Genomic DNA, 12,836 nt, shown 5'->3' on the forward strand with positions numbered 1-12,836 from the left:
AGACACGTGGACGCCGCCATCAGCCTCGATGAGGCCATCGACCTGACCCGGACCGGGGACATCTGGATCTTCCGCGGCCGCAGCGGCCCCGACCGGGCCATCCAGACCCTGACCAACAGCCCGGTCAACCACGTCGGCATGTCGATCGTGGTGGAGGACATGCCGCCGCTCATGTGGCACGCCGAACTCGGCCGGTCGCTGCCCGACCTGTGGTCCGGCACGTTCCAGCGCGGCGTCCAGCTCCACGACCTGCGCGACGCGGTCACGGTGTGGGCCCGCCGCTACGGCCAGCGCGGCTGGCTGCGCCAGATCGAGCCGGGCGTCTCCAAAGAGATGGAAGACAAGGCCCTCAAGACGGTGGCGCGGCTCGACGGCACCCCGTTCCCGTCGTCGGCCCAGCTCGCCTGGCGCTGGGTGCGCGGCCGGGTGCCCAACGTGCGGCTGCGCGGCGGCCAGGTGAACGAGGCGACACTCGAGACCGCGTACTGCGCCGAGGTGGTCGCGGTGACGTACGAGGACATGGGTCTGCTCCCGGGCGGAAAACAGCCCAACTGGTACGACCCGGGCCGCTTCTGGAGCGGCGACGACCTCGAACTCAGCGCCGGTTTCACCCTCTCGAACGAGATCGAGGTAGACATCCCCGCTGCCTAGGGGCCACGTTGTCACTATGAGCACGCGCTTGGTGGGGCGGGTGGCCGAGGTGGTCGCCCTCGACCGCCTGCGAGCGAGCGCCGAACAGGGCACCGGCGGGGTGGCGCTGCTGGTCGGCGAGGCCGGCGTCGGCAAGACGGCGGTCGCCGAGGAAGCGGCGGCCCGAGCGCAGGCGGCCGGCGCCACCGTGCTCACCGGGCGAGCCGACCCCGACGAGGGCGCCCCCAGCTTCTGGCCGTGGACAAGCCTGCTGCGCTCCGCACCAGCCTCGTTGTCGCCGGCTGAGCCTGCCGCGCGGCTTTCCCCGGCCCTGCTTCTGCTGGCCGACGAGGGTGGCACGGCGGCGGCCGCGCGTTTCCGGGCGATCCAGGCCACGATCGCGGCCCTCGTCGACGCGGCCGAGCGGCGGCCGCTGGTGCTCGTGCTCGAAGACCTCCACTGGGCCGACGAGGCTTCCCTCGCTCTGCTCACGGCGCTGGCCCGTGAGATCGACCGCTCCCGCCTGCTGGTGATCGGCACGAGCCGCTCCGACCGCCGGCCCGACCTTCCCGGCGCCGAGGTGCTGCTGCTGGGTCTCTGGGACGTCGCCGCGGTCGGCGACTATCTCGCCGCGCAGGGCCCGACCCACCCGAGCTGGGCCGTGGTCGTGCACCGGATCGGTGGTGGCAGCCCGCTGCGCACCCGCGAGCTGGCGCGCCTGCTGATCCTCGAGGACCGGCTGGCCCGCCCGGCCGCCCACCCCGACCTGCCCGCCGGGCTGCGCCGTCTGGTCGCTCACCAGGTGGCCCAACTCTCCGCGTCCGCCCAGGTCATGCTGTCGGTGGCCGCCGCCCTGGGCGCCGAGATCGACGTGACCGTCCTGGGCCGGGTCGTCCCGGTGACGGCGCTGGACGAGGCGGTCACGGCCGGCATCCTGATCGACGACCCGTCGGCCCCGGCCCGGGTACGGTTCGGGCACGAACTCGTCCGGCAGGCCGTCTACGAGTCGCTCGGACGCGACGAACGGCTCCGGGCGCACGCGGTCCTCGCCGACGCGCTGCGCGAACAGGGCAGCCCGGCCGAGATCGCCCGCCACCGCGTGCGGGCGGTGGCCGACCCCGCGTCACGCCGGGCCGCCGCTGAGGCCTGCGCCGCCGCGGCCCGGACGGCGGCCCGTGGCCTCGACTACACCGAGGCGGTGCGCTGGTTGGGCCGGGCGATCGAGCACGCGCCGGGCGACCCGCGGCTGCGTCTGGAGCGCGCCGAGGCGGCGTACCGGGATGGGCAGTTGGATCTGGCCGTGGCCGACTGCGAGGCGGTGGTCGACCGTGTCGGTGCCCCGGCGGCGCTGGTCGTGCGGGGCTTCGGCGGACCGCTCGGGCCGGCGCTGCTGCGGCTCTGCGAACGCGCGCTCGAACACGACCTCGACGACGGCGACCGCGCCCAGGTGCTCGCCCAGTACGCGTTCCTGCTCGCGGAGGACCGCGACCCGGCACGGGCCGAACGGATCAGCGGCGAGGCGATGGCACTCGCGACCGCCTCGGGCCGGCCGGAGGCGCTGGTCGCGGCCATCCACGCCCGGCACGAGACGATCGACCCGGCCGGCGCGACCGACGAGGTGCTCGACCTGGCCCGGCGCAGCTGCGAACTGGCCGGCCCGAGCGGGCAGCCGGACGCCGAACTGTGGGGACGCACCTGGCGGCTCGACACCTACCTGATGATCGGGGACCTCGGCGAGTTCGACGCGGAGGTCAACCGGCTGGCCGCGCTGGCCGACCGGCTGGGCTGGCCGGTGTCACGCTGGCACCTGCTGCGCGCCCGCAGTGCCCGAGCCCTGCTCGCCGGCCGGCTCGGCTCCGCGCTCGACCTGGCGGCCGCGGCCCGCGATCTCGCGGGCCGGTCCCAGGATGCCTCCGCCCCGTACCTCTACTACGCGTTCCTCGGCGGCTGCGCGTCGCTGACCGGCGACTACTCGTGGGCCGACTCGTTCGACTTCGGCGACGAGATGGCCATCGGCACGGCGCAGATGGGGCTGACCGCTCTGGAACGCGGGAACCGGGAGGGCGCGATGACGGCCCTGCGCAAGCTGCGGCCCGTCGTACCTCGGCTGCCCGCCGACGGTCGCCGGCCGTTCGTGACCGTGGTGGCCGGGGAACTCGCGGCGTGGCTGGGCGACGAATCGCTGGCCTCGGACTGCTACACGCGGATCCTGCCGTGGTCCGGGCTCTTCCTGAACTCGATGTCAGGCTGCCGGGGCGCGATCGACCGGTCCCTGGGCACGATCGCTCTCGCCCTGGACCTGCCGTCCGCGAACCAGCACCTGGCCGATGCGGTGGCGATGGAGGAGAGGATCGGCGCGCCGGCTTTCCTCGCCCAGGCCCAGACCGCGTACGCCCGAAGTCTGCGCACCACCGACCCCCGCCGCTCCCGGGAACTCGCGTCGGCCGCGCTCGCGACCGCCCGCGGTCTGGGCCTGCCGATCATCGCCGCGGAAGCCACCGCGCTGGCCCGCGACGACCTCACAGCCCGGGAACGCGAGATCGCCGGGCTGGTCGCCTCAGGCCTGTCGAACCGGGCCGTCGCCTCCCAGCTGGTGCTTTCGGAACGCACGGTCGAGACGCACGTCCGCAACATCCTCGCGAAGCTGGGGGTCGAGAACCGGGCCGCTCTACGTGGCGAACCTCAGTACCGGCACTGAGGTTTTCGTCGGTGCCCGCGCCGAAGCTGAACGGCATGACGACAAACGTGCACACCAGCATCCAGCCCGGCACCTACACCATCGACCCGTCACGCTCGTCCTGCCGCCTCACCGCGACCCACGTCTTCGGCCTCAAACCGGTCGCGGCGACGGTCGACCTGCGCGGCGGCACCGTGACCGTGGCCCCCGACCTGGCCGCCTCGACCTGCTCCGCGATGCTCGATGCGGCAACCTTCCGTTCCGACGACGAACGCCGCAACAAGGACGTCACCGGAAAGCGGTTCCTCCACGCCGGCTCGCATCCGGTGATCGCCTTCCGCAGCACGGGCTGCCGGGCGGGATCCGACGGCTGGCTGATCGACGGGGTGCTGCGGGTTCGGGGCCGCGACAGCGAGGTGACCCTCACCGTCGAAGAGGCCGAGTGGACGGGTTCAGGATGCCACTTCGTCGCCTCGGCCACGATCGATCGGGTGGCCGCGGGTGTGGGCGCCGGCCGGGCGATCATCGCCCGGCCGGTGAGGTTGACGCTCGATCTGTGGGCGGCGTAGGGGTGCCGGTCAGCCGGTGGTGTGGTCCGCTCCGAGATGTCCGGGTGGTCCGAGCCGGCCGCGTCCGTGCAGGTGCCGCAGGACGTGGGTCAGGATGAACCGCTGGCCGGCGGAGTTCGGATGGACCCCGTCGGCTTCCAGGAGGTCCTCGTGAGTGTGCCGGCCGGTGATCCGGTGCAGGTCGAGGGCCTCGTGGGCGGCCTTGAGGACGACGTCGGCCACCTCGGCGACCGCGGCCGCCTCCCAGTGCACGGGCGCGTCCCGGAAGAAGGCGTCGACGCGGCTCTGGTCGACCGCGGGCGGGGTGATGACCGTGACCGTCGCGTTCAGATCGCCGGTGATCAGGTCGACCAGGACCCGCAGGTTGCGCTCGGTCTCGTCGGCCGTGACCATGCGATGGCGGGCGGTGCGGCCGTGGGCCCGGGCGTCGTTGGTGCCGAGCATCAGCAGCACCGAGCTCGGCCGGGCCGCCTCCAGCAGATCGAAACGCTCGATGACGTCGGCGGTGGTGTTGCCGCTGACACCGAGGTTGATCAGGGTCGGGCCGGCGCCACCGGCCAGGCCGACCGACGCCGAGAGCAGTTCGAACCAGCCGAGCCGGTCGGCGGTGACCGAGTCGCCGACCGCGACGACGCGATCCTCCGTCCGGAACGGCAGCGTGGTGACGGCCTCCCGATAGGCGGGGTCGGCCAGCATCGACTCGGCCGCCGCCCGTGCCTCGTCCTCGAACTGCCGCAGCAGCGAGCCGACCGCCTCCGGAGTGCCGCCCAGCATCTGGGCCAGCAGTTCGGCGTGCAGGTCGTCGTCGACGGGGAATCGCCCGAGCATCGGCCACGACCGGGTGCGGGTGTAGCGCACGAACTCACGGCGTTCGTCGTCGGTGAGGCTGCGCGGCGGGGTCATGCGAGCCCCCCGGCGGCCGGGCGGCCGGCGTCGAGCACCGGCGGTGTCGCGCCGGGGGAACCGGCCCGCGCGATAGGGGCGACGGCAAGACGTGGCGGCGGAATGACGAGTTGTCTGGCGTTCATGGTCAGCCTTTGATCGAACCCTGGAGCAGAGCCGCGACGAAGCGGCGCTGGAAGATGAGGAAGATGGACAGGGTCGGCACGAGGATCAGCAGTGCGCCGGCGCACAGCAGAGGGATGTCGGTGCCCCACTGCCCCTGGAAGGCGCCGAGGGCGCCCGCCATGGTCCGTTTGGCCGGGTCGTCGACGAGGACGATGGCCAGCAGGAACTGGTTCCAGGTCCAGAGGAACAACAGGATGGCCAGCGACGAGAGGGCCGGCGTGGCCAGCGGCAGATGCACGCGCCAGAACAGTTGCCAGGTGCCGGCGCCGTCGATGCGGGCCGCCTCGGACACCTCGTCGGGCATCGTGACGAAGTGCGCGCGCATCCACACCACCGAGAACGGCATGAACAGGCCGATCAGCGGCAGGATGATGGCCCAGCGGGTGTTGAGTAGTCCCATGTCGCGGATCTGGTAATAGAGCGGCGTGATGATGCCTTCGAAGGGCAGCGTGAGCCCGAGCAGGAAGACGACGAAGCCGATCTTGTGGCCCGGCACGCGCAGGTGGCCGAAGGCGAAGCCGGCCATGGTGCCCAGCAGCAACGATATCGGGACGACGCCGAGCACGATGAGGCCGCTGGACAGCAGCAGCTGACCCATCTTCGCGACGCGGAACGCGTCGGCGAAGTTGCCCCACTGTGGATTCTCGGGCCAGGACAGTCCCGAGGGATAGGTGCCGGCGGGGTGCAGGGCGGTGACGAACAGGCTGACGAACGGTATGACGGTGACCGCCATCAGCAGGACGAGGAGCACTCGTCCGGTCATGACCTCGCGACGGCTGACGATCATCGGGCGTCCCGGGCAAATCGTTGCAACGGAATGACACACGCGAGGACGAGGATCACCAGCGCGACGGCGAGAGCCGAGGCCATGCCGACCTCGCGTTCGGAGAAGGCGAGGTAATAGATCTCCAGGCCGGGCACCATGGTGCTGTTGCCCGGTCCGCCCTGGGTGGCGATGTAGACGATGTCGAAGCTGGCCAGGGCGGCGATCACGGTCACGGTGACGCACACGCCGATCTCCTGGCGCAGGCTGGGAAGGGTGATCGAGGCGAACTCCCGGACCGGACCGGCGCCGTCCAGACGGGCCGCCTCGTACAGCGCCGGATCGATCTTGCTCATGCCGGCCAGCAGCAGCAGCGTGCAGAGCCCCACCAGCACCCAGGCGCCGATGATGCCGACCGCGGGCAGGGCGGTGCCGAACTCGCCGAGCCAGGCGCGGGTGAGGCGGCCGAGCCCGACCGCCGACAGCAATTCGTTGGCCAGGCCGGTGGAGGAGAGCAGCCAGCTCCACATGATGCCGGCCGCGACCAGCGGGATGACCTGAGGCAGGAACAGCACCGTACGGGCCACCGTGGCCAGGCGGCTCCGCGCGATGCCCCGGATCGTGGCCGCGACGAACAGTCCGAGCAGCACCGGGATCAGGCTGAAGAAAAGGATCAGTTCGAAGGCGTGGCCGATCGTGGCGAACAACTCGGGATCGGTCACCAGACGGCCGTAGTTGGCCAGACCGACCCACGTCGAGGATCCGATCCCGTTCCAGTCGTAGAACGAGTACTGCACGGTCAGCAGCAACGGCCGCAGCACGAACGTGGCGTACATGACGACCGCGGGCAGGGCGAACAACCAGCCGATCCAGGCGACCCGGGAGCGGCGTGCGCGTCGCGCACGCCGCCCCGTGCTCGGGTGGGGCATCAGTCCTTGACCTGGCTCTCGTAGTCCTTCTGCACGGACTTGAGCAACGCGTCCGGCTTCTGCTGGCCGGCGGCGAGCTTCTGCAACTGCGGAGTCCAGCCCTTGGCGTAGATGGCGCCGGTGGCGTTGGCGATGAAGTCCATCGCGCCGTTGTCCTGGCCGATGGTGGCGCCGGCGGCCAGCGTGCTCGCGGTCACCGTGTCCTTGGCGACCTCGGGCATGTAGGCGTCCGCGGGACCCATCGGGTGCGAGCCGCCGACCTCGACCGCGATGTCGCGCGCCTGCTGATTGGTGGCGACCCAGTTCAGGAAGAACGCGGCACAGTCGGCGTTCTTCGCCTTGCTGCTGATGCCGTAGGTGAGCGGGGCCGACATGGCGGCCCGCTTGCCGCCCGCCTGGGCCGAGGGCATCAGGAAGAAGCCCACGTTGCCGGCCATCTGCTTGTCGAGATTGCCCGACTCCCAGTCGCCGTCGAAGATGAACAGGTTCTTGCCGCCGATGAAGCGGCTCATCATGGTGGCGTAGTCCTGAGAGTTGATGTCAGGCGCGAAGAAGCCCGCCTTGAGCCACTTCTCCAGGTGCTGAGTCGCCTGCAGGTTGGTCGGCGTGTCGATCGTCGCTCCGGACTTCTGGAAGATCCACTGGTTGATGGCGGCCGGGTCTCCGTACGCGGCCATCAGGTTCTGCAGAGGGAAGGCCAGGCCGCCGGTGGCGCCACCGTTGAACTGGTTGATCGGCACCAGCCCGGCGTCCTTGGCCTTCTGGAGCACGGTGTCGAACTCGGCCAGAGTGGCCGGCGGCTGCGTCATGCCGATCTGGGTGGCCAGCTTCTTGTTGTAGAAGACGCCGGTCATGCTGAAGTTGAGACCCATCGCGGACAGCGGCCCGTCACCTCGCTCGCCGGTCGAGGACACCCGCATCTGCTCGAGCTGGGAAGCCGGCCACTTGTCCCAGCCGAAGGCCTGCGCGTAGCCGTCCAGGTTCTTCAGCAGGCCGTCCTTGACGAGCTCGGACACCTGGGGGAGACGCATCAGGTCCGGCGGGTCGTCGGTGAGGACCCGGGGCGCGTTCTGCGTGATCACCGCGAACTGATCCTCGCGGATGTCCCACTTGACGTTGGGGAACTGCTTGGTGAACTCGTCCGACAGGTTCTTCGGCAGGGGGAAGCCGGTCTCGAAGTAACCCTTCAAGGTGACCGGCCCGGTGCCGCAGGTGGCCGACGTGACCGGGGCGGCGCTCGCGTCCGTCTCAGTGCTGCCCGAGTCACTGCCGGGGGCGCTGCAGGCCGCGGAGGCGAGCAGTCCGGTCAGGGTCAGAGCGGCGAACAATCGCCGGCCGGGGGATCGGTGAGCCATGTCGGGCCTCCAGAATCGCGAAAGAGTTTCGGCGAGGAGAAATCACCGCCGGTTGAGGCGCGGGGTGGGTCGTGACGGCGGAACGCGCTCGGCGCGGGCACGTGCGGCGTGGGGGCGAAGCAGGGGGAACTCCGGACTCCGGCTGGGCTCAGAGGACGTCCGAACCACCTCCCGCGCTTGTGTAACAAGCACGAAACTCCATCGCGACAGGAGTGTCAAGCGTTTCCCTTAAAGCACTTTTATTGGCTGGCGGGGGGTGAGCCGGTGGCGCTCGATCGAGAGTGGCCGGCATGGGAAGTGGCTGACTGAGCGGCCGGGCGGGTGGCCGGCGGCCGGCCTCCTCAAGCGGTGACCGGGCCCGCTCAGGTGGTGGAGCGCTGGACCAGGCTGACGTCGAGCACGGTGGTGGACCGGGACGTCGACCGGTCGAGATGGCCTAGCAGGACGTTGAGGGCTGTGCGGCCGGACTCCTCGAACGGCTGGCGAACGGTTGTCAGGTCGGCTGCCGTGGCGGCCTCACCGTCGTCGAATCCCATCACAGCCACGTCGTCCGGCACGCGAAGCCCCCGGTCGCGGACGGCCAGCAGCACGCCGACGGCGAGCGTGTCGTGATGGGCCATCACGGCGGTGGGACGGTCGCCGTTGTCCAGCAGCACCGCGGCCGCCTGCCGGGCGGCGGCGACCGAGTTGTCGCTGGACGCCACGACCACCTCACCGGCGGCCGCGTCGATGACCTGCCGGAAGCCGGACAGGCGGCGGATCGCCTGGGACTCGTAGTCGGAGACCTGTCGTTCGAGCAGGTAGCCGATCCGGCGGTGTCCACGATCGCGCAGGTGGGCGGCCGCCAGCCGGCCGCCGTCCCGGTCGTCGATGACGACCCGGCTGAACAGGGCACTGTCCGCGTCGACGGCCACGGTCGGCAGATTTCGTTCCCGGAAGCGTTCGGCGATCGCGTCCTCGATCGGCAGGCCCATCACGATCAGCCCGTCGAGCCGGCCGTGGATGGGCATGCTGGCCAGCACCGGGGAGGAGGCGAGGGCGGCCGACTCGTGGTCGAAGACAACCACGTCGATCTCCAGCTTGGCCGCCGCCGTCAGCAGGCCGGACAGGCGGCGCAGGTAGGACCCGTAGGAGGTGAACGGGGCCATCACCCCGATCCGGCCGGTGCCGCGCCGGGCCAGGCTGACCGCATGCATCCGGGGGACGAAGCCGAGCTCGTCGGCGGCCGCCAGCACCCGGGCCCGGGTGCCGGCACTGACCCGGTCCGGCTTGTTGAGGACGTTCGAGACCGTCGAGATGCTGACCTGAGCGCGGTCGGCGACGTCGTAGATGGTGACCCGATCACCCGTCACCGGCATCGCCCTCGCTTCGATCCCGACGCCGGCGCGGACCGTCAGCGTTGAAGTGTTTTACCAGAAGTACTCTATCGACGCGGAACCGATCCCGGGGCAGCCGAAAAAGCTCCTGCGCCGGCCGACCGTAGTCGACCGGCGCAGGAGCCGTGTCTGTTACAGGTGCTCGCCGGCCTCAGCGGCCGCCGCGGCGCCCCCCGGCGCGGGTGCTCGACGAGAACGCCGCCGCCCCGCCGCGGGACTGACCGCCACCCGACTGGCTGGTGTGCACCGGCGCGGAGCCGCCTCGTGACTGGCTGGTGTGCGCCGGTGTGGAGCCGCTGCGGGACTGGCTGGTGTGAGCCGCACCCGACGCGCCGCCACGGCGGGAGCGCGGGGGCACCGCGGCGTCGGCCGCCCGTGTGGTGGCAGCGCCGCGACCCCGTCCGCGGCCTCCGCCGTTACCAGTGCCTCCGGCGTTGCCGTTGCCTCCGGTGTTGCTGCCGCCGCGGCGGGAGCGCGGCGCCCCGGCCGGGTGAACGGGCACATCGGCGACCGGTGCGGCCTTGACGAACGTGCGCTCGCCGGGGGCCAGCTCGGCCAGCAGCGGGTCACCCGGGCGGGTGCGGCTGGTCGTCGGGCGTACGCCGGCCTTGCGGGTCAGGTCGCGGACCTCGGACTGCTGGTCGTCGGTCATCAGCGTGATGACCGTGCCGGCCGCTCCGGCGCGGGCGGTGCGGCCCGAGCGGTGCAGGTAGGCCTTGTGCTCGACCGGCGGGTCGGCGTGGATGACCAGGGCGACGTCGTCGACGTGGATGCCGCGGGCGGCGATGTCCGTCGCGACCAGCGTCTCGGCGCTGCCGTCGGAGAAGGCGGCCAGGTTGCGGTTGCGGGCGTTCTGGGCCAGGTTGCCGTGCAGCTCGACCGCGGGCACCCCGGCGGTGATGAGCTGGCGGGTCAGGACCTTGGCGCGGCGCTTGGTGCGGGTGAAGACGACCGAGCGGCCCGGCGCGGAGAGCAGGTCGACCAGCACACCGAAGCGGTCGTCACCCCGTACGTGAAGAACGTGGTGGCTCATCTCGATCGGCGCTTCGGCCGCCGCGTCGACGGCGTGCGTGATCGGCTTGTTCAGGAAGCGCTTGACCAGCACGTCGACCCCGTTGTCGAGGGTCGCTGAGAAGAGCATGCGCTGGCCGACGCGCGGGGTCTGGTCCATCAGCCGGCGCACGACGGGCAGGAAGCCCAGGTCGGCCATGTGGTCGGCCTCGTCCAGCACGGTGATCTCGATCGAGTCGAGGGAGGCGTGGCCGTTGCGCAGGTGGTCGTCGAGCCGGCCGGGGCACGCCACGAGCACGTCGACGCCCGCCTTCAGGCCCTTGATCTGCGGGTTCGGGCCGACACCACCAAAGACCGTGAGCGTACGCAACCCGGCCGCGGCGGCCAGTGGGGCCATCGTCTGTTCGATCTGGGTCGCGAGCTCGCGGGTGGGCGCCAGGATCAGCGCGCGGGGGCGGCCGGGACGTCGCGGGGTGCCCGAGGCGGCCAGGCGGGCCAGCACGGGCAGCACGAACGCGTACGTCTTGCCGGAGCCGGTGCGGCCGCGGCCGAGCACGTCACGGCCGGCCAGCGAGTCGGGCAGCGTGGCGGCCTGGATGGGGAACGGGGTGGTGATGCCGAGTTCGGCGAGGGCCGTGGCGAGCACGGCGGGCACACCGAAATCGGTGAAGGTGGTCATGTAGCGGGGACTCCTGAAGGTTGAGGGGGCGACCTGCCCGGCGCAGAATGGGCCATTGAATGACTCAGGCCTGCTCAGTCGCGGCTCGGGGCGGCCGATCCGAGGGACGGTGCTGACCTAAGCAACACCAAGTCCGTGATCAAGCATACCCGTCTTCCGCTGCAACCTCGCCGCACCCGTAAAGGACCCGGTCAGCACCCTGGGCGGATCACCTTTCTCCTCAATGCCGGGAATACCCCCTCCCGGCCGGCACGTCGAGGAGACCCCCATGAGCGATCGCCGAGGCGAGGACGTCGTCCAGGCGCACATGCCGCTGGTCGGCCACCTGGTGCGCGAGATGCTGGCCCGGGTGCCGGCCCATGTCAGCCGGGATGACCTGTTGTCCGCGGGTTACACCGCGTTGGTGCACGCCGCCCGCGGTTTCGACCGGCAGCGCGGGGTGCCGTTCGCCCGTTTCGCCGCTGCCCGCGTACGAGGTGCGCTGCTGGACGAGCTGCGCGGCCTCGACTGGGCCAGCCGTTCGGTGCGGCAGCGGGCCCGCCGCACCGACACGGCCCGGCAGGAGCTGACCGCTGAGCTGGGCCGTACGCCGTCGGTGCGGGAAGTCGCGGCAAGGCTGGGCTGTTCGGTCGAGGACATCGAGCACGGTGACGGTGACGTGCAGCGGGCCATCGTGTTCAGCCTGCAGGGCTTCGCGACGGCGGCGGCCGATGACATGGTGACCGAGCCGAGCGCGGGCCCCGAGGAGATGCTGTTGCGGCGTGAGCGGCTCGGCTATCTGCGGCACGCGATCGACGCGCTGCCCGAGCGGTTGCGGGTGGTCGTGCAGGGCTACTTCTTCGAGGAACGGCCGATGGCCCGCATCGCCGAGGAGTTGGGTGTCACCGAGTCGCGAGTGTCACAGTTGCGCGCCGAGGCGCTGACGCTGCTGCGTGACGGATTGAACACGCATCTTGACCCGGCCCTGGCGTCCCCGCCGAAGGAGGGCTGCGTCGCCCGGCGTCGCGCGGCCTACTACGACCAGATCGCCGACCGGGGAGACCTGCACTCGCGGCTGGCCCTCACGGGGGCCGACGGGATGCCCGTCGCCGCATAACGTCGCCTGAGCACAGCCTTTGGTCCGCTCTTGGGTGGCGGGCGGGGCTTCGGATGGGTGCCCGCCGCGGTTCGCGGCGGGCACCAAGGCGCTGTAGAACTACTGGTTGGCGCAGGTTCCGGCCTTCTTCTGGGCCGCGATCGCCTTGGCCGCGCCCTGCTTGTAGAGGGCGAGCCCCTCCTTGGCCGGCTCGAGCTTCCAGGCGTCGCCCTCGTAGACCATCGTGTACGACTGCGCCGCGACGAGCTGCTTGGCGATGACGACCGCCCGGTCGGCGCCCTCCATGCGGGCGCTGGTGAGCTGGATCGCCAGGCCCTTGCGGGAGCAGGCCTGGTTGAGCTTGACGTAGTCGTCCTTGGTGATCGCCTGCTTGCCGGCGGCGGTGTACATCTCCCACGCGCCGGCGAAGTCGCCTCCGGCGAAGCGGTCGAACACGGTCTGCGCCGCGGACCGGGCGCCCTCGATGGTCTTGGCCTCGGGGCCGCCCGCGGCCGCCTGGGCGGCGTTGCCGGCCGGGGCCTCGTCGTCACCGGTGCACGCCGAGGAGAAGGCGAGGGTGGCGGCAGCGGCCAGGGCGAGGGCGGCCAGGCGTCGGATCGGGTGGTTGTGGGTCATGCCCGGGTTAATCCGGATCGAGGGCCGCGCGTAACGGCTCGCCGGGAAACTTGACTGATTGCCGACAG

The 12,836-nt window shown here is 71.4% G+C and carries 11 protein-coding genes; 4 read left to right on the top strand and 7 right to left on the bottom strand.

The window, feature by feature from the left end:
* Positions 1 to 6 precede the first annotated feature (6 nt).
* Genes EER30_RS31665 through EER30_RS31675 form a run of 3 tightly spaced genes read left to right on the top strand, consistent with a single transcriptional unit; the run spans position 7 to position 3,876 of the window.
* Entirely contained in the window at positions 7 to 651 is a 645-nt protein-coding gene (locus EER30_RS31665; protein ID WP_127504319.1) for a hypothetical protein, read from the top strand.
* A gap of 16 nt (positions 652 to 667) precedes the next feature.
* Positions 668 to 3,328, top strand: coding sequence for an ATP-binding protein (locus EER30_RS31670; protein WP_127504320.1), 2,661 nt, complete (start codon positions 668 to 670; stop codon positions 3,326 to 3,328).
* A gap of 11 nt (positions 3,329 to 3,339) precedes the next feature.
* Positions 3,340 to 3,876, top strand: coding sequence for a YceI family protein (locus EER30_RS31675; protein WP_240670420.1), 537 nt, complete (start codon positions 3,340 to 3,342; stop codon positions 3,874 to 3,876).
* Between the two features lie 9 nt (positions 3,877 to 3,885).
* Here the strand turns inward: EER30_RS31675 and EER30_RS31680 are convergent, their stop codons facing one another.
* From EER30_RS31680 to EER30_RS31705, 6 genes are all read right to left on the bottom strand, one after another.
* On the bottom strand, positions 3,886 to 4,779 hold the full coding sequence (locus tag EER30_RS31680) for an SGNH/GDSL hydrolase family protein (protein WP_127504321.1): 894 nt from the start codon (positions 4,777 to 4,779) through the stop codon (positions 3,886 to 3,888).
* Between the two features lie 127 nt (positions 4,780 to 4,906).
* The gene (locus EER30_RS31685; protein WP_127504322.1) at positions 4,907 to 5,731 is read right to left on the bottom strand and encodes a carbohydrate ABC transporter permease; all 825 of its coding nucleotides are present in this window, start codon (positions 5,729 to 5,731) and stop codon (positions 4,907 to 4,909) included.
* On the bottom strand, positions 5,728 to 6,636 hold the full coding sequence (locus EER30_RS31690) for a carbohydrate ABC transporter permease (RefSeq protein WP_127504323.1): 909 nt from the start codon (positions 6,634 to 6,636) through the stop codon (positions 5,728 to 5,730). Before EER30_RS31690 ends, EER30_RS31685 begins: the two co-directional genes overlap by 4 nt.
* Entirely contained in the window at positions 6,636 to 7,991 is a 1,356-nt protein-coding gene (locus tag EER30_RS31695; RefSeq protein ID WP_127504324.1) for an ABC transporter substrate-binding protein, read from the bottom strand. The genes EER30_RS31690 and EER30_RS31695 overlap by 1 nt, the downstream gene beginning before the upstream one ends.
* A 362-nt stretch (positions 7,992 to 8,353) precedes the next feature.
* The gene (locus EER30_RS31700) at positions 8,354 to 9,343 is read right to left on the bottom strand and encodes a LacI family DNA-binding transcriptional regulator (RefSeq protein ID WP_240670421.1); all 990 of its coding nucleotides are present in this window, start codon (positions 9,341 to 9,343) and stop codon (positions 8,354 to 8,356) included.
* 175 nt (positions 9,344 to 9,518) lie between these two features.
* Positions 9,519 to 11,057 (bottom strand): DEAD/DEAH box helicase, encoded by a 1,539-nt coding sequence (locus tag EER30_RS31705; protein WP_127504326.1) that lies wholly within the window; start codon positions 11,055 to 11,057, stop codon positions 9,519 to 9,521.
* Between the two features lie 268 nt (positions 11,058 to 11,325).
* Here EER30_RS31705 and EER30_RS31710 point away from each other — a divergent pair, with 268 nt between their 5' ends.
* Complete coding sequence (locus EER30_RS31710) at positions 11,326 to 12,153, top strand: sigma-70 family RNA polymerase sigma factor (RefSeq protein ID WP_127504327.1); 828 nt, start codon at positions 11,326 to 11,328, stop codon at positions 12,151 to 12,153.
* A gap of 99 nt (positions 12,154 to 12,252) precedes the next feature.
* Here EER30_RS31710 and EER30_RS31715 read toward each other — a convergent pair whose 3' ends face one another.
* Positions 12,253 to 12,768: a hypothetical protein gene (locus EER30_RS31715; protein ID WP_127504328.1), complete on the bottom strand. Its 516-nt coding sequence runs from the start codon at positions 12,766 to 12,768 to the stop codon at positions 12,253 to 12,255.
* Between the last annotated feature and the right edge of the window lie 68 nt (positions 12,769 to 12,836).

It is taken from the genome of Actinoplanes solisilvae, assembly GCF_003999975.1.
Classification (GTDB): domain Bacteria; phylum Actinomycetota; class Actinomycetes; order Mycobacteriales; family Micromonosporaceae; genus Actinoplanes; species Actinoplanes solisilvae.